This is a genomic window from Niabella sp. (assembly GCF_030150205.1).
Taxonomy (GTDB): Bacteria; Bacteroidota; Bacteroidia; order Chitinophagales; family Chitinophagaceae; genus Niabella.
Genome location: NZ_JASLGT010000012.1, coordinates 85,452 through 102,473, shown reverse-complemented (window position 1 = coordinate 102,473; position 17,022 = coordinate 85,452). Strand labels below are relative to the sequence as shown.

The following is a 17,022-nucleotide window of genomic DNA, read 5'->3' as shown; positions in this document are numbered from 1 at the left end:
CCGGTAGCCCTTTGAAACTGAGCAGCCGAAAGATTCCCGATTTGTTTATAGCGCATCACAAAGGTAAAACCAATTTACCCCAACTTCATATCAAAAACTTTTACACCAATGTGAATTTCGAATTATGAAAGAGGTCTAATGATGAAGGCCCTTGTCAATTCAAGGATAAATAAATGTAAAATATAGAATATCAAACTTCAAATGTAAACGTAAAGAAGGCGCTCTTTCAAACGCATCCTAATGCCGCATTTTACATTTAATATTCTATATTTTAAATACTACATTTTAATCTCTTCCTCTTCGCTGTTGAAAAACCGGTATTCTACCAGCTGATACGTGCTGTTTTGTTCCAGTTTTATTTTCTGGCCGAATTTTTTATTCCACTTCGCCAGTTTGCTGTTGAACCAGAAACCCTTGGTAAGGTACGCAAACACGATGGGGTTTACCACCAGTTTCAGGTCTTTATGCTTATGCGTAATCAGGTAGCTTAAATTCTTTTCGATTTCATCCTCCAGGATGAGGGACGAAGCAATTTTACCGGTACCATTACAGGTGGGACAAATTTCCTGGGTATTGATGTTTACCTCCGGGCGCATACGCTGCCGGGTGATCTGCATCAGTCCAAACTTGGAAATGGGAAGTACCGAATGCCTTGCGCGGTCAACCTTCATAAACTCCTCCATTTTTTCATAGAGGGTCCGTTTGTTCTCCGCCTGTTTCATATCGATAAAATCCACCACAATGATGCCGCCGATATCACGCAGCCGCAGCTGCCGCGATATTTCTTCCGCCGCCTCCAGGTTGGTGGCCAGTGCATTTTGTTCCTGGTTATTGCTTACATTTTTGTAGCCGCTGTTTACATCAATTACATGCAGGGCTTCGGTATGCTCAATAATCAGGTAAGCCCCGCTATTCAGATTCACTGTTTTACCAAACGACGCTTTTACCTGCTTGGTAATGCCAAAGGAATCAAAAATCCCCCCCGGGCTCTGGTAAAGCGAAACGATCTCTGCCTTTTCCGGAGCGATCTTTTGAATGTACTGCTTGGTTTCGGTGTAAATGCTTTTCGAGTTTACGATAATACGGTTAAAATCCGCATTCAGCAGATCCCTTAAAATACTGTTGGTTTTATTCTGCTCGCTCAGGATCTTGGCCGGCGCTACAGCCCCCTTCAGATTCTGCTCAATGGTTTTCCAGGAGGTCACCAGGTTGGTCAGATCTTCATACAGCTCTGCCGTATTCTTACCCTCAGCCGCTGTACGAACGATTACCCCAAAGTTTTTGGGTTTTACCGCCTCTACAATTTTTTGCAGCCGCTTCCGTTCCTCAGAAGAATGAATCTTCTTGGAAACCGCCACAATATTGTTGAAAGGGGTAATAACGATATACCGGCCAGGTAACGAAAGCTCGCAGCTCAGGCGCGGCCCTTTGGCAGCAATGGGTTCTTTTAAAATCTGAACCAGTATATGCGGCTTACCGCTCAATACTTCGGTGATCTTACCGGTTTTAATAATTTCCGGCTCGATCTCAAATTTCGAGAAATCCATTCCCTGATCGCCGCTTTGGTTCATCGCCTGCTGGGTAAATTTCAGCAGGGATTTTACATAAGGGCTCAGGTCCGTATAGTGCAGGAATGCATCCTTTTCGTATCCCAGATCAATAAATGCTGCGTTCAGCCCGGGCATCAGCTTTTTTACCTTACCCAGATAAAGATCGCCTACTGCAAAACGGGAGTCCGTTTTTTCACTATGTAGCTCTACCAGTTTATTGTTCTCAAGCAGGGCTATATCCACCCCCGTAGGCGTGGCATTAATAATAAGGTCTTTATTCATGAGAAACCACCATGAGTACTCATCTTGAAGTATTATAAAGAAACGGCTAGCAGAATAATGAAGGGCAAAATATTATATTATGGCAGCAGACAGGATGGGGTATGCTCACATCATTATTTAAAAAACCGGTCCATACAAAAGCAATAACAGGTAATTTCTATATCAACAGAATACTACCTGTTATTTCAAATGTCTTAAAAGAAAAACGCTATTCTATTTTCTTTTCTTATGACGATTCTTTCTCAGTCTTTTTTTACGTTTGTGTGTTGCGATTTTATGACGTTTTCTTTTTTTACCACAAGGCATACTCAATAAATTTTTTAAAATGAACTTTAATTAAATATTTTTATTTCTTTAATGCTTCAATCCGCTTCTCCAGCTCTGTCTTGATATCCGCTCTTTGCACCAGTTTTACAGCTTTTGAGTACCACTGTATGGCCTGGTCTTTATTACCATCCTTTTCGTATAGATCTCCAAGCATCAGGATTGCCTGGATATTTTGCGGCTGCAATTTTAAAACAGTTTCCAAACGATCCTGCGCTTTTTGCTTTTGACCACTCATAAGGGAAGCCGTGGCCAGCGTCATCTGCGCATAAACATTGGTACTGTCTTTTTCAACAACAGCTCTGATTTTTCCGATACCTTCCATTGGAGTACCAATACCCCCGTAAAGATACGTTGCCCCCAAGCCTACCTGTGCCGAATCATTTGCAGGATTTACAGACAACGTTTTCTCAAACAGGTCTTTTGCCTGCTCAGCCATCCAATGACGTGTTTGCGCATTTTCAACCTGAGTTAACTGGCTTAAGAAGATTTGGGCTGCAAAGTTGAGACTTTTTTCGGAATTTTCCAACCTTGCGGATTCTGCAGTAAACCAGGCGTAGGGGATAAAGGCTTTTGCCGTGTCTTTCCAGAAATGTGCTAACTGATGATAAACATCCAGTTTTTGTTTCTTTACATCACCGCGGGTGATGCTTTGTTCCAACAGGTCAAGCCTCAGCGCCTGATCGGCAGGAAGCTCTTTTTTCGACATAACAAGCACCGTATCAATAGAGAAACCACCGGTGGCATTATCATGATCGTGCTGATCATGTTCCTGCGCCATTTCACCGGCAGCTGGTTTCGGACCCGCTTTAGGGGTTGTACGTCCAAAAGCCAGCAGTAGCACGATTGCTACCACCGCTATAGCGATTGTTATTACCTGGGGTTTCTTCAACTGTCCTTAATTGGACGGCAAAGGTAACTGCAATCCGCTACAAAACGAAGTTTTTTTAAAGAATTCTAATCGTCCGCGTCTTCCCCCGGACCAGTATCTGGTTTGGGTTCAACAAGTTTTTTTACTTCCGCGGTAAACTCTTTTGCCGGCTTAAAGGCAGGGATGTAATGCTCCGGAATGTGAACGGCTACGTTCTTTTTAATATTCCGGCCGATCTTGGCAGCTCTTTTTTTGGTAATGAAACTGCCAAAGCCCCTGATGTAGATGTTTTCGCCGGAAGCAAGTGTATCCTTAACTTCTTTAAACATCGTTTCCAAAGTAACAAGCACATCAACCTTTGGAATACCGGTTTTGTCTGAGATCTTATTTACTAAGTCTGCTTTTCGCATAGTTCCTGATATTAAGATAGTTTAATGATTACTGTTACGTAAAGTTACTGCAATAAATGTGCAAAACTTTAATAAATAGTTTACAATCAATTATTAATCCAAATTTTATAAAATTGAAAAATTTTAAGGTAATTTACTAAATTTAATTGACAATCTCCACTTTTTAATACATAAAAAATTGATCCATAATCTTTTTTCGCATTATTTAATCAACTGGAACCGAAATGAAAACAACCGGAAAATGCCCTGGAAGGGGATCAAAGATCCTTACAAAATTTGGTTAAGCGAAATTATATTACAACAAACACGTGTAGATCAGGGATTAAAGTATTACGAAAATTTCATCACTAACTTTCCGGCCATTCGGGATCTGGCGCAGGCCAATGAAAAAAAAGTCTTTAAACTTTGGGAAGGACTGGGCTATTATTCCCGTTGTAAAAACCTGATACACACGGCTCGTGTATTAAATTCGGAGTACAACGGGCAGTTTCCTGATACTTATAAAGCCATCCTTGAGCTAAAAGGTATTGGTCCTTATACTGCTGCCGCAATCGCTTCCTTTGCCTTTAATCTTCCGCATGCGGTTATCGATGGCAACGTATTCCGGGTGCTTGCAAGGATCTTTGGGATCCGGGAACCGGTGGATACCACTGCAGGCAAAAAGATCATTACCGGGCTGGCCGAACAATTGCTGGATAAAGAAAATCCCGGCGAATACAACCAGGCCATTATGGACTTTGGAGCAACCATTTGTAAACCGGCAAACCCCAGCTGTGAGCAGTGCCCGTTTAAAAACGATTGCATCGCTTATAAAGAAGATATTGTTGCACTGTTGCCGGTAAAAATAAAAAAGACGGCCGTGCGTACCCGGTATTTCTACTTCTTTCTGCCACAATACCGGAACGCACTACCCGTAAGAGAACGGCTTGATAAAGACATCTGGCAACATCTCTATGAATTTCCGCTGATCGAAAAGGAAGAAGAAACCAGTTCAGGAGCTGTCATTGCTGCAGCGGTCAAAAAGGGCTGGATCCCAAAAGGAGCGGCCGTTACCACCAGCCCGGTGTTTTCTCAAAAACTCAGCCACCAGCTTATAAAAGCCGTATTTATTTCCTGCCGCCTCACGGAAAAGAGCACCCGGTTAGAGCAATACAGTTGGGTAAAAGCAGCGGCTTTACAAACCCTGCCCTTTCCCAGGACCATTACCCAATATCTTGACAAAGCCGGCTCTGAAACATTCGACTGACAAGACCAGGATGACCACTGATGGCAGATAGGCGCTTCTTAATTCATTTTAAGGCAGATGCTTTTCTTCGCGCGTCTGTCCCGGAAAAATAAAAGGAACCAGCGAATCAGCGGTATAAAATCATTGATCGTTAGCCGCTCCGGGATTTATGCCATTATACGGCAGCAACGGGTATTTTCCTGATTTCTGAAATCTCATGCTTAATTTTGTTTATCCGCTCAAAAAAATTAATTTTAGTTAGATTTTACAGAAGCCGGGATGTTTTATTTTTTATAGGATATCAACGTTTTTGTTAAGGTTAACCTTCATCAACAAAAAACAAGGAAAAATATATCATATGAGAGGCGTTAATAGAGTTATGCTGATTGGAAATTTAGGAAAAGACCCGGATGTACAATTATTAGAAGGCAATATCGCTGTGGCGAAGTTTCCGCTGGCCACAACCGAAACCTTTAAGGACCGTACCGGTAAACTGATTTCGCAAACCGAATGGCACACCGTTGTGCTGTGGCGCGGACTGGCAGAACTGGCCCAAAAGTTTTTGCGCAAGGCCAGCCTGGTTTATATTGAAGGACGCCTGCGTACCCGTAGCTGGGAAGACAAAGACGGCACCAAAAAATATGTAACAGAAGTGGTGGGAGAAAACCTGATCATGCTGGATAAAAAAACGGAAGGCATTCCTTCGCCCGATGAGCATAGCAGCAACACGGGTCCGGAAGGATTTGATATCCACCCTTTCTGATAAAATAAGGCGGACCGGACCTGCCTTTGAAAGATCTGCTTCACGAAAACTGAAATATTGAAAACCCTATCTGACGGATTTGTTTTTTTAGATGTTGTACAGGGACAGCTTCCTGTTGGCATACAGAACGCAACCCTGCTGGTTGCGGCACTGGTGGTGCTGGTTATTATCTCTTTTTCGATTGCCGGTTCGCAGGCAGCTATTTTTTCGCTGGATGAAAAAGACATTGATGTATTAAAGACCAAACAACAGCCTTCCGCAAAAAGGATTCTGAATTTACTGGAAGAGCCCAAAGAGGTGTTTACATCCATGCTCATCGCCAAAACCCTGGTCAATATCTGTACCATCGTGTTGGCCAATTATCTCATCAACTATTATGTGCCGGCGCAATACCTGGACACAACCTGGGGTATCTTCCTCAAATTTGCCATTATTGCCTTTGCCATCCTCTTCCTGGTAGAGATCTTTCCGCGGGTATGGGCCACCCAGAACAACCTGCGTTTTGCGTTTGAATGGCCCGTGCTCATCATGATCGTGGAAGGAATTTACCTTTCACTCAGAAGGATCAGCCGCTGGACCGTTGCCGTGGCAGACAGTTTTGGCCGCACCGTAGGCGCCAATAAAGTGGAAGAAACCAATATCCAGCAAATCGATGAAACCATCGATATCCAGACGGATGAGGTAACCCCGGAAGAAAAGAATATTATGAAGGGGATCGTGAAGTTTGGAAAGATCTCCGTAAAAAAAGTAATGCGGAACCGCCTCTATGTAAGCGGTGTGGCATACGATACCCCTTTTGAGGAACTGATCCGGCAGGTGGGTGATCTGCATTACTCGCGCCTGCCCGTTTATAAAAACAGCCTCGATGAAATTGCCGGTGTATTAAATATCAAGGACCTGGTGCCCTACCTGGATGACGGATCCGAAATTAAGGACTGGCATACCAAGATACGTGCGCCTTATTTTGTACCCGAAACCAAGCTGATTGAAGACCTGTTGCTGGACTTTCAGAAAAAGCGTATTCATTTTGCGGTAGTAGTGGATGAATTCGGCGGTACCAGCGGCATTGTGACCATGGAAGATATTATTGAAGAAGTGGTAGGTGAGGTGAAAGATGAATTTGATGATGAAGACCTGCTGATCAACAAGATCGACGACAATAATTATATTTTTGAAGGGCGCACCATGCTGCATGATATGTGCAAGGCCTTAAAACTCCCCATTGAAACCTTTGACGAGGTAAGAGGCGACAGCGAATCCCTGGGTGGTCTGATCAATGAACTCTCCGGCGAGCTTACCCATGCCGGCGATGTGGTACGGACCGGCGATTTTGAGTTTACTGTAATGGAAACAGAAAAGAACCGGGTAAAAACGGCAAAAGTGACCATCAGTCACAATTTTAACGGCCGGTGATCGGCATTTTATAAATAAATCCTGTGCGCCCGGCCCCGGGTGCTTAATTTTGCAAAAAAATTGAAGTGATCGTTATCGATAATAAACTCATCAGTGATGATGTAATAGAAAAGCAGTTTGTATGCGACCTGTCTAAATGCAAGGGCGGCTGCTGTGAAGACGGAGATGCGGGAGCTCCCCTGGACGAATCCGAATTGAAACTGACGGAGGAGTACTACGAAATTGTTAAACCCTACCTGCCTGCGCCGGCCATCGAAGTGATTGAAAAAAAGGGGAAATATGTATACGATGAGGAATTTGGATGGGTAACCCCTACCCTTCCCAGCGATAACGAGATCTGCGTATATGCTTACCGGGAGCCGGATGGCCTTATCAAATGTGCCTTTGAGCAGGCATATAATGAAGGGAAAATTCCCTGGAAAAAGCCTATCAGCTGTCACTTATATCCTATTATCTCTTATAAAGGGAAACATGGTGATTATGAACGGCTCAATTACGAGCCCCGCAAAAAAATGTGCAGCCCTGCCTGCAAACTGGGCGCTTCTTTACAGGTGCCGGTATACAAGTTCTTAAAAGAGCCGCTTACCCGCAAATACGGACAGGAATTCTACGACGTACTGGACCAGATCGCCAACAGAAAACAAGACAAGGAGGAACAGTAAACGGAAGCCATGCTGAACGAAGAAGCTTTACATATCAACACGCTGAATTATGGCTATAAGGGCAGCTCACGGCTGATCATCCGGCAACTTCATCTGACAGTGAAACAAGGCAGCCGGTTTGGATTATTCGGTCCGAACGGCGCGGGCAAAACAACCCTGATGAGCCTCATGACCGGACTGCTGCCTTATTCAGACGGATCTATACAGCTATTTGGAAAAGAAGTGCGGAGCAACAGCACTTTTGTAAAAAACACTATCGGGTTTGTACCACAGGACTTTTCGTTTTATGAAGAACTCAGTGCTGCCGAAAACATGGAATTCTTTGGCGCCTGGTATGGTTTAAACAGCGGGCAGATAAAGGAATCCATTTCAAACCTGCTGAACGTAATGGGCTTAAGTAATGTGGCCGATAAACCCCTAAAAGAATTTTCGGGCGGAATGAAACGCCGGGTGAACCTGGCCATCGGCGTTATGAACAATCCCCGCATTCTCTTCCTGGATGAGCCCACTGTGGGCGTGGATGTACAATCGCGCAACGCCATTGTTCAGTTTTTAAAAGAAATCAATCAAAAAGGTACCACGCTTGTTTACACCTCGCACCAGTTAAAAGAAGCAGAGGACCTGTGTACGGAAGTAGCGCTTATTGATGGTGGTTCCATCATTAGTCAGGGTACACTGGAAGCCCTAAAGCAGGAGCACGGACAGGATGGACTGGAGGGGTTGTTTCTTCAACTTACAGGGAGAGCGTACAGGGATTAAGTCGTTCTTTTTTACATTGCCCGGTCTCCCATTTTTGTAAAACCCTGCTATCTGCCAATCATAGCAGCCTTTTAGCAGCGTCATAATAACAGAAAAAATTTTGCTCCCATTATTTAGTGGCCGGAATCCTTTTTTTGGCATAGTTATTTGTGTACCTTTATAATAGAACCCGAATTTTAAACCTAAAAGTTAAAATATTATGAATAAGCTCGTTACAGGTTTTGCCCTTGGCCTAATCGTTGGTATTTTATATGCCCCGGATAAAGGAACCGCTACCCGCAGGCGTATTGCAGATAAGGGAAACGATCTTAAAGATCAGTTTGCGGATTTTATAGACAGTGTTGCCAGCAAATTTGAAGACCGGGCGGATGATTTTGAAGAGTACGTTCATGAAGGAACAGAAAATCTGAAGGCCGAAAGCATTTAATCTGCAATAGCTTTTTACAGGAGGCTGCCTCAAACGGGCGCCTCTTTTTTATTTTAAGCCACTGGCCACGAAGTCTCCAAGGCTCTAAGATGCACGAAGAAAACGGATGCATAACATTTTTTTTGCAACCCTTTTTTTAACGCAAAGGACCAACGAATACGCAATGCCCGCAACGGCGGGCTACTGCTAAATATTTGCAAACCTCGCGTATTCTTCGAACCTTGTGGTTGAAGCCGACCCAAAGAAGTTATAAGGATGTTATGCACCCAAGAAAACTCGCAACGATTTTTGATTCGTTCCTTGTGTTTCTTTGAGTCTTGGCGCCTTTGTGGCGATGAATCTTCCTTAAATAAAATCCATCGTATTATACCGGGCCTTCAGGATCCGGGAAGAATCGGCCGATAGCCATTTATCAAGAATAGTAGCATATACGTCTTTAAAGTCGACATTATATTTCAGATCACCCTGGTTCAGGTCTTCCAGGTTGGGCATGGCATTTAAGATTCCTTTCTTTTTTAACCCACCGCTGATCAGGAACATATTATTCGCCGTACCATGATCAGTACCACTGCTGGCATTCTGCGCCACACGTCTTCCAAATTCTGAAAAGGTAAACAGCAGCACATCTTCCATCCGGCCATTCTTTTTCAGGTCATCTGTGAAGGCTTTAATCGCTTCGCTCATCTGGGTAAACAGCCGTCCCTGCTGGGCATCCTGGCCCACGTGGGTATCAAAACTACCCAGCGATATATAATAGACCTTGGTATTGATATCAGAAAAAATCAGCGAAGCGATCGTTTTCAGTCCGCTGCCCAGGTCGGTATTGGGATAAGATCCGGATGAAGGATGCAGCTGGCTTTGTTTAAAAATATAATCCGCAGAAGACATCGTCTCTGCCAGGGTTTTATACAGGTAATCCACCGGCTTTTCATCATGATGGTCGCCCCCGTGATTTTTATTGATCTCCCGGAAATATTTTTCGTTGGAGGTGCCAAACAAGCGGCGCGGATCTTTTACCGCCAGTGCATTGTTCTGTTCGCCTTTCAATGCCAGGCTTAATACATCATCTACCTCCAGCGCCTGTGTGGGTTTATCGCAGCCGTGGCATTGCGCATCCAGGTAACGGCCGATCCAGCCATTGTTCCAGTACTCATTGCTTTGACTGGCCGAATGCCAGATATCCATACTGCGGAAATGCGACCGGTCCGGGTTCGGGTACCCCACGTTGTTCAGGATAGCCATATTGCCTTCATCATACAATCCTTTTAAAGCAGTAAGTGACGGATGTAATGCCACTTCATCGGTAAGCGAAAGTGCTTTGTCTCTTTGTATACCCAGGCCCGGCCGCAGTTTGTAATAAATATCATTGCGTACCGGTATTACCGTATTTAATCCATCGTTACCACCGCTTAGCTGTAATACTACTACCACCTTATTACCCGCCGGCACCGCTGCCGGGTTCTCCAATGCCTTCAGAAATTTGGGCATCATCAGCGAGGCCGTTGCCAGGGAACCCAGCTGTATGAATTCTTTACGTTTGATCAGCAGACCGGGGCCTGTATGTTTTTTGTTGAAGAAAGAAGCGCTTTTTTTGTTCATGGCGTTGGGTTTAACACATTTGATATTCCGGGGTACTCATTAATTGTATGGTTACCGACCGGATGTATGCGTCCCGGTCTGTGCTGTCTACAAACTTCGTGGCCACCTGGTCCACATTAGCCGCATTTACCTGGAACAGGTAATCGGATATGGTAGAAAAGATGGCTTCTCTTTTTACTTTTTCAAATTTGGTAACATACTGGGGCCAGTCAATTTTTGCATTGATCAAACCGGCACCAGGCACCGGTTTTGCTGCTTTTTTTACCGGGATATTGGCCATCCCATCGGCCTTGCGACCCATCATTACATCATCATCCTGCTTGGGCTTTACATTCAGCAGGTCTTTATCATTGAACAGCTGTGGTATCCGCAACCGCATCATCAGGGTACTGCTGTCGATCCAAGATTTTCCGCCCGGCCATCCGGCCACATTGGGCGGGTACAGCAACTGTTGTCCCAGGATCCGTTGCAGGTTCATCAGCGCGTTGTCATTATCCAGCCGCATGGGTACCATCCGCTGAATACCGGCCAGCAACTCAATGGGTGATTTAATACGCGCCCCGATATTTTGATCATCATAAAACCAATCGGATGTAAAGATCCGCTCCATTAGTTTTCCAATATCATAATCCTTATAAAAGGCTTCAGAAAGGGCTTGTACGCGATCTTTGTCGATGGTGTCATTCACAAAAAAGCGATAGATCTTCCCGGTAATAAAGGTAGCTGTTTGCCGTTTTTCCAGGATGATATCCAGCACATCATTCCCATCAAAATTGCCCTTTTTGCCCAGGAATTCTTTAGTGCCGTCGTCATGTTGTTTTTTATTAAATTCAAACTCCCCCCGGGCATTTGCCGTCCACCCGGTAAAGGCTCTTGCCCCTTCCTTTACATCGTTCTCCGTATAATTTCCACGCCCCAATGTAAACAGCTCCATTACTTCCCGGGCAAAATTTTCATTGGCATGTCCTTTTTTATTTTGCTGGTTATTGAGAAAATAGAGCATGGCCGCTGATTGCGATACCTGTTTCAGCAGGGTTCTGAAATCGCCCAGTGCATTTTCACGGAGGGTATGTAAGAAAAGCTGGTTATAAAACAGGTTACCGTTGCGACAGGCAAAATGTCCATGCCAGAAATAGGCCATCTTTTCGCGCAGCTGACCGGAACTAGCGATCATTTCCTTGAGCCAGTACAGGTTCAGATCCTTTACTGCGGCCTGTTGTTTCCGGTTTAAGATCCGGCGGTCATCTGCTGTTAGCGTACCCCGCTTTCCGGGTGCCAGGTATGATTCATATAGCTGTAACAGATCATCACTGGCAATATTTATGTACTGCGGCGTTTTGGCTGAAGCCTTTACAAGGGCTGTATAATACTCGCCGGGCGTATACCGGTCCAGGTCCTGCAATTGCTCCACCGCGGGCCCAAACCCTGCGCGCCATAAAAGATGCTGATTTTTTTTCTGATTAGAATGCATCATCACATCGTATTTTAACTATTGACTTTTGACATTTTAAAAAGTTTAAATAGGGATCAAAAAGAAAGACAAATTTGAAAATGTGAGAATTTGGAAATGTGAAGGTGTGGAAATGGATCCAACCAGGAACACCTTCTTTGCAAGACGATGCCCGCTCGCTGCATTGAACCTGATTCAGTGTAAAACCTGGAATATTATATCTTAGATTTGTAAAAAGGATCTTTATGAGCTATCAGACGATTTTAACATCTGTTGAAGATGCGATCTTAACCATTACCATCAACCGGCCGGATAAACTGAACGCGCTGAACCAAACCGTGCTGGAAGAACTGGCGCTGATTGTTGATGACTTTATTGCCAACCCGGCACTGAAATCCGCCATCATCACCGGCAGCGGTGAAAAAGCTTTTATTGCCGGTGCCGATATTTCTGAATTTGCCGGACTGGATGCCGTCGCCGGTACTGCGCTTGCAAAAAAGGGACAGCAGCTTTTTGCCCGGATCGAAAACGCGTCCAAGCCCATCATTGCTGCCGTGAACGGTTTTGCGCTGGGTGGCGGATGCGAGCTGGCCATGGCCTGTCATTTCCGTATTGCCAGCGAAAATGCCCGATTCGGACAGCCGGAAGTGAACCTTGGCTTATTGCCGGGATACGGTGGAACCCAGCGACTGACCCGGCTGATCGGTAAGGGAAGGGCCCTGGAATTATTACTGGCAGGAACGATGATCGACGCTGTTACCGCCTTTAATTACGGATTGGTAAACCGTGTGGTGCCACAAGCCGGCCTGCTTGCCGAAGCAAGATCCATCCTGTCTGTTATCCATACAAAAGCGCCCCTGTCCATTGCTGCCTGTATTGAAGCCGCTAACCTTGCGGAAGCGCCCGGAAATACCGGCTACGAAAACGAAGCGGAAAGTTTTGGCAAACTGATTACCACCAATGATGCCCGGGAAGGCATTGCAGCGTTTATGGAAAAGCGGAAGGCGGAGTTCACCGGTAATTAAGCTTTCAGCGATCAGTTTTCAGCTTTCAGCAATCGGTTATCAGTTATCAGTTATCAGTCGACTACCGCCGGAATCGGAGATCTGACAACGAGTGCTACACGATAACACAACCTGAAACATGGAACATGGAACCTGAAACCGCTTCTCCTCCTACAGCTTCTCAAGGTATTTGCTCACATCAAACCGATTTGGTGCATCCGGGTGTTCCCGCAAATACTGCGCACAGGATTCCAGTTCCTCTTTCAACCATTGATCAAAGGGCGTTCGATCCTTACCATCCCATCCGGCATGAAAATATTCACCGGTAAGCGAGCGGTAAAAAAGGAAAGGATCCTCCTTATCAAAACTTCCATAACTATAGCCCTGGATCTTATAATAAGGCGATAGTGCAGAAGGGCGACCAACCAGCTCAAACTGCAGCCGGGCTCCCTTGCCCTCCGCTTTTGTAGCTGCATTAACATTCCGGATCTTTGACAGTACTTCCATCGCATCGATCTCGTCCAGGATCTTTCGCTCACCGGCGGTATATTTAAAGGGGTAAGGAAGATAACCGCCATCCACCGGCAGGTCCTTTTCCGTTTTTCGCTGCTTCATTAATGAAACGGTTTTTCCCTCGCGGTTCACATAAAACGTTTTTGCTTTTTCTTTATACGCCATGGGCGGATGTTCCGGATCCTTACTCCGGTCCCAGTAACAGCCATTACAGGCAAAGGCATACCCGTAATTAAAGGGCGAAACCCAATCCCATTGCGGCCGGATGGTCACTTTTCCCTGCTCGTTTACAAACCCTACTTTTCCCTTCTGCACACAGCGCGCCAGCCCTTCTTCAAAATAATCCGGACCATTATCATAAGCCAGTGGGCGGTATAAGAACTGCCCCTTCCGGTTATAAACACTACCAAAAGAAATGGCCGTACCGGTATCGGTGCTATCCATATCAAAAAGATTGATCAGCGAATCCGTGATCGGTTCACCTGCCTCCACATTCATGAAAGGGGCGCCTTTTGCAGGAATCACCACCCGGCCCCGATCGTCTTTTACACCAATTAATGAATCTTTCGGATCTATGAAATAGTACAACTGTCCCTGCGCCCGCAGCAACACCGGAAGCAGGGAAATAACTACAAGTATACAGGAGCGGAACAGGCGATTCTTCATGCGTTTCTTTTTTGCACGTTTTTATATTTAAACCCGGCACTGAAGGTAAATAAACTTTATTTACCAATACCTTTGCGGCAAAGGACCTGTAAGGTTTTAAGAAACCTTTACCGGTCTTCATCAAACTTAAAAAACGAATATGGAGTACAGAATTGAAAAAGACACAATGGGCGAGGTAAAAGTGCCGGCAGACGCGCTCTATGGCGCTCAGACGCAACGCTCGATTGACAATTTTAAGATTGCCGCCGACATTAACCGGATGCCCAAGGAGATCATTAAGGCTTTTGCTTACCTGAAAAAAGCAGCGGCCATTACCAATGCAAAGGCAAAGGTGCTTCCTAAGAAAAAGGCAGACCTTATCGGGAAAGTTTGCAATGAAATACTGGAAGGAAAACTGGACGACAGCTTTCCGCTGGTAGTATGGCAAACCGGCAGTGGTACACAAAGCAATATGAATGTAAACGAGGTGATCGCCTACCGCGGCCATGTGCTCAATGGTGGTCAGCTTACCGATAAAGAAAAGGTGCTGCATCCGAATGATGACGTCAATAAATCGCAAAGCAGTAATGATACTTTCCCTACGGCAATGCATATTGCCGCCTATAAGATCCTGGTGGAAGTAACTATTCCGGGTATTGAAAAATTAAGGGATACGCTGCAAAAGAAGAGCAAGCAATTTATGAAGGTGGTAAAGATCGGCCGTACCCATTTTATGGACGCCACCCCTTTAACCCTGGGCCAGGAGCTGAGCGGCTATGTATCCCAACTGAATCATGGTTTAAAAGCCATAAAGAATACCCTTCCGCATTTATCCGAACTGGCATTGGGTGGTACGGCAGTAGGAACCGGCATCAACACGCCTCCTGATTATGCAAAGAATGTGGCCGCGGAAATCGCCAAACTGACCAAACTGCCGTTTAAAACTGCAGAAAACAAATTTGAAGCGCTTGCTGCACACGATGCCATTGTAGAATCGCATGGTGCGCTGAAAACAGTAGCGGTAAGCCTGATGAAGATTGCCAACGATATCCGCATGCTGTCTTCTGGTCCGCGCAGTGGCATTGGCGAACTGTTCATCCCGGATAATGAGCCCGGTTCTTCCATTATGCCCGGCAAGGTAAACCCCACGCAGTGCGAGGCGCTTACCATGATTGCAGCGCAGGTACTGGGCAACGATGTAGCCATTAATATTGGCGGTGCTACCGGTCATTTTGAGCTGAATGTATTCAAGCCCGTAATGATCTATAATTTCCTGCACAGCGCCCGTTTGATCGGGGATGGTTGTGTGTCCTTTAATGACAAATGTGCGGTTGGACTGAAGCCGATCGAGGAAAATATTAAGAAGCACCTGGATAATTCCCTGATGCTGGTAACCGCGCTGAATACGAAAATCGGGTATTACAAGGCTGCGGAAATTGCTCAAAAGGCACATAAAGAAAATACCACACTGAAGGCAATGGCCGTTAAACTGGGCTATCTTACCGAAAAGGAATTTGATGAGTGGGTTGTGCCGGCTAAAATGGTTGGAAAAATATAACCGGTCCCTAACATAAAATGGACCTTATTGTCCAATTACACATAAAAAGGAAAATAACGACTTTTGTTATTTTCCTTTTTTGCGAAAAAGGAAAATAGTGAGCCCGTTAATTTTCCCTTTTGCTACATTTCAAATCATCTGTGAAACAAAAAAACGCCCTGTTCAGGCGTTCTTGGTATAAATTTTCAGTAGAAAAAACCGTCTATTTTTTTGATATTTTTTTCTTTTTGTCGTCCAAAAGCCGGAAATAAGTAGCCTGAAACCGGCCGTTCATCACTTCACCCTGAACCTCCGCCTTCCGGACGCTGTTGCAAAAACCGTCTTTAGCGTGGGCATCTCCATGATCATCAATAGAAGTACCATCCACAAAATAAGACTTGCCATCGATCTTTACTGCCAGGTCGCAGCTTTTTCCCTCCATTCCAAACTGGCATTCGCCGCAGGCCGCGTCCACAACCTGTATCTTTTTTGATGGATCCGGTGCCGTTGCTTTAGATGCCTTTTGCCCCTGTGCTCCAAGGAATAGCGCGGTAAGAAAAAAGGTAAAAAGAACGGTCTTCATGGTATCGTATTTAATCTGCAGACGATGTTTCGCTGCCGGAATTATTTGCAACCACTTCATCGGATGACCCGACCCCGCCCGTTTTCCGGTAAAACTTCTTTTGAAACACCAGCAGTGCAATTACGCCGGTAGAAATGGCCATATCGGCAATATTAAAGATGGGTGCAAAAAATTCAAATGGCTGTCCGCCCACCCAGGGAAACCAGGAGGGATAATGGGTTTTCACCATCGGAAAGTATAGCATATCTACCACGCTGCCGTGTAAAAAGGAAGCATACCCCTTGCCGCCCATTTTGGCAATACCGTCATAACCTACATAATCACCAAATGCCGGGTCAAAGTGCAGCCCTTTGTCGAAGATCATCCCATAAAACATGCTATCGATCAGGTTCCCCAGCGCACCGGCATAGATCAGGGCCACGCAAACCATAAAGCCGCGGGTATATTTTTCTCGGGCAAACCGCACCAGCAGGAAGGATCCAAAGATCACGGCAGCCAGCCGGAACAGGGTAAGGGTTACTTTTCCGGCCTCATTCCCAAATTTCCAGCCCCAGGCCATACCCGAGTTTTCAATAAAGTGCAGCCGCGCCCAGTTCATTCCAAAAATGCGGGTTACCTCTCCTATCGGGTAATGTGTTTTTATATAGATCTTTACCACCTGGTCTACCAATAAAACCAACAGTATGATCCCAATTGCTGTGCTTAATTTTCCTGCTTTCATGCGGCAGCAAATATACGAGAGTTTAGGTTTATGGCTGTCGATTGCAAAGATGCTGATGCAAATGGCTTTTTTTATTGTCCGGGCTGTGGTGCTGGTGGCAGCGGTGTTGCGTCGCACACTTCAGCAGCTCAATATATGGCAGCTTTTTTTCGGGGGACCTGGGCGACTGGTGTGACATGGAGTAATCCTCAGTGTTTGGTTGATGGGCAACACATATTATTTCACCTTCCTAAAAAGCCGTAATACCCATGCCCCACAAGTCCCACCTGTCCCCTCAACGATGA

Annotated in this window: 18 protein-coding genes; 9 read left to right on the top strand and 9 right to left on the bottom strand. The window is 45.3% G+C overall.

Annotated features, from left to right (window positions below):
* Nucleotides 1–278: 278 nt before the first annotated feature.
* The 4 genes from Q1V85_RS12155 to Q1V85_RS12145 all read right to left on the bottom strand — a co-directional run bounded on the left by Q1V85_RS12155 (nucleotide 279) and on the right by Q1V85_RS12145 (nucleotide 3,437).
* Nucleotides 279–1,832: an Rne/Rng family ribonuclease gene (locus Q1V85_RS12155; protein ID WP_300600279.1), complete on the bottom strand. Its 1,554-nt coding sequence runs from the start codon at nucleotides 1,830–1,832 to the stop codon at nucleotides 279–281.
* A 213-nt stretch (nucleotides 1,833–2,045) separates the two neighbouring features.
* Nucleotides 2,046–2,138, bottom strand: coding sequence for an AURKAIP1/COX24 domain-containing protein (locus Q1V85_RS25195; RefSeq protein ID WP_223710090.1), 93 nt, complete (start codon nucleotides 2,136–2,138; stop codon nucleotides 2,046–2,048).
* Nucleotides 2,139–2,178: 40 nt separating this feature from the next.
* Nucleotides 2,179–3,048 (bottom strand): tetratricopeptide repeat protein, encoded by an 870-nt coding sequence (locus Q1V85_RS12150; protein WP_300600277.1) that lies wholly within the window; start codon nucleotides 3,046–3,048, stop codon nucleotides 2,179–2,181.
* Between the two features lie 65 nt (nucleotides 3,049–3,113).
* Complete coding sequence (locus Q1V85_RS12145) at nucleotides 3,114–3,437, bottom strand: HU family DNA-binding protein (RefSeq protein ID WP_067759935.1); 324 nt, start codon at nucleotides 3,435–3,437, stop codon at nucleotides 3,114–3,116.
* A gap of 178 nt (nucleotides 3,438–3,615) precedes the next feature.
* On the opposite strand from Q1V85_RS12145, the gene mutY reads away from it, so the two are divergent.
* The 6 genes from mutY to Q1V85_RS12115 all read left to right on the top strand — a co-directional run bounded on the left by mutY (nucleotide 3,616) and on the right by Q1V85_RS12115 (nucleotide 8,686).
* Nucleotides 3,616–4,683 (top strand): A/G-specific adenine glycosylase, encoded by a 1,068-nt coding sequence (gene mutY, locus Q1V85_RS12140; protein WP_300600273.1) that lies wholly within the window; start codon nucleotides 3,616–3,618, stop codon nucleotides 4,681–4,683.
* Between the two features lie 337 nt (nucleotides 4,684–5,020).
* Entirely contained in the window at nucleotides 5,021–5,425 is a 405-nt protein-coding gene (gene ssb, locus Q1V85_RS12135; RefSeq protein ID WP_300600271.1) for a single-stranded DNA-binding protein, read from the top strand.
* A gap of 57 nt (nucleotides 5,426–5,482) precedes the next feature.
* A complete protein-coding gene (gene gldE / locus Q1V85_RS12130) occupies nucleotides 5,483–6,838 on the top strand; it encodes a gliding motility-associated protein GldE (RefSeq protein WP_300600269.1) in 1,356 nt (451 codons plus the stop codon).
* Nucleotides 6,839–6,903: 65 nt separating this feature from the next.
* Nucleotides 6,904–7,500: a DUF3109 family protein gene (locus Q1V85_RS12125; protein ID WP_300600267.1), complete on the top strand. Its 597-nt coding sequence runs from the start codon at nucleotides 6,904–6,906 to the stop codon at nucleotides 7,498–7,500.
* Nucleotides 7,501–7,509: 9 nt separating this feature from the next.
* Complete coding sequence (locus tag Q1V85_RS12120; protein ID WP_300600265.1) at nucleotides 7,510–8,259, top strand: ABC transporter ATP-binding protein; 750 nt, start codon at nucleotides 7,510–7,512, stop codon at nucleotides 8,257–8,259.
* A gap of 199 nt (nucleotides 8,260–8,458) precedes the next feature.
* Entirely contained in the window at nucleotides 8,459–8,686 is a 228-nt protein-coding gene (locus Q1V85_RS12115) for a YtxH domain-containing protein (RefSeq protein WP_300600264.1), read from the top strand.
* Between the two features lie 345 nt (nucleotides 8,687–9,031).
* Here Q1V85_RS12115 and Q1V85_RS12110 read toward each other — a convergent pair whose 3' ends face one another.
* Nucleotides 9,032–10,285 carry a DUF1501 domain-containing protein gene (locus Q1V85_RS12110; protein WP_300600262.1) on the bottom strand — a complete coding sequence of 418 codons (1,254 nt, stop codon included), beginning with the start codon at nucleotides 10,283–10,285 and terminating at the stop codon, nucleotides 9,032–9,034.
* Between the two features lie 10 nt (nucleotides 10,286–10,295).
* On the bottom strand, nucleotides 10,296–11,759 hold the full coding sequence (locus Q1V85_RS12105; RefSeq protein WP_300600260.1) for a DUF1800 domain-containing protein: 1,464 nt from the start codon (nucleotides 11,757–11,759) through the stop codon (nucleotides 10,296–10,298).
* A 221-nt stretch (nucleotides 11,760–11,980) separates the two neighbouring features.
* Between Q1V85_RS12105 and Q1V85_RS12100 the strand changes: the two genes are divergently transcribed.
* Nucleotides 11,981–12,760 carry an enoyl-CoA hydratase-related protein gene (locus tag Q1V85_RS12100; protein ID WP_300600258.1) on the top strand — a complete coding sequence of 260 codons (780 nt, stop codon included), beginning with the start codon at nucleotides 11,981–11,983 and terminating at the stop codon, nucleotides 12,758–12,760.
* A 150-nt stretch (nucleotides 12,761–12,910) separates the two neighbouring features.
* Here the strand turns inward: Q1V85_RS12100 and Q1V85_RS12095 are convergent, their stop codons facing one another.
* Nucleotides 12,911–13,918: a WG repeat-containing protein gene (locus Q1V85_RS12095; protein ID WP_300600256.1), complete on the bottom strand. Its 1,008-nt coding sequence runs from the start codon at nucleotides 13,916–13,918 to the stop codon at nucleotides 12,911–12,913.
* Nucleotides 13,919–14,057: 139 nt separating this feature from the next.
* Here Q1V85_RS12095 and fumC point away from each other — a divergent pair, with 139 nt between their 5' ends.
* Nucleotides 14,058–15,455: a class II fumarate hydratase gene (fumC, locus tag Q1V85_RS12090; protein WP_300600254.1), complete on the top strand. Its 1,398-nt coding sequence runs from the start codon at nucleotides 14,058–14,060 to the stop codon at nucleotides 15,453–15,455.
* 202 nt (nucleotides 15,456–15,657) lie between these two features.
* Here the strand turns inward: fumC and Q1V85_RS12085 are convergent, their stop codons facing one another.
* Together Q1V85_RS12085 and Q1V85_RS12080 are read right to left on the bottom strand one after the other, a co-directional pair.
* Nucleotides 15,658–16,017: a DUF6370 family protein gene (locus Q1V85_RS12085; protein ID WP_300600251.1), complete on the bottom strand. Its 360-nt coding sequence runs from the start codon at nucleotides 16,015–16,017 to the stop codon at nucleotides 15,658–15,660.
* Nucleotides 16,018–16,027: 10 nt separating this feature from the next.
* Nucleotides 16,028–16,738, bottom strand: a complete 711-nt coding sequence (locus Q1V85_RS12080; RefSeq protein WP_300600249.1) for a lipoprotein signal peptidase — start codon at nucleotides 16,736–16,738, stop codon at nucleotides 16,028–16,030.
* On the opposite strand from Q1V85_RS12080, the gene Q1V85_RS12075 reads away from it, so the two are divergent.
* Entirely contained in the window at nucleotides 16,737–16,913 is a 177-nt protein-coding gene (locus Q1V85_RS12075) for a hypothetical protein (protein WP_300600247.1), read from the top strand. The genes Q1V85_RS12080 and Q1V85_RS12075 overlap by 2 nt on opposite strands.
* Nucleotides 16,914–17,022: the final 109 nt, after the last annotated feature.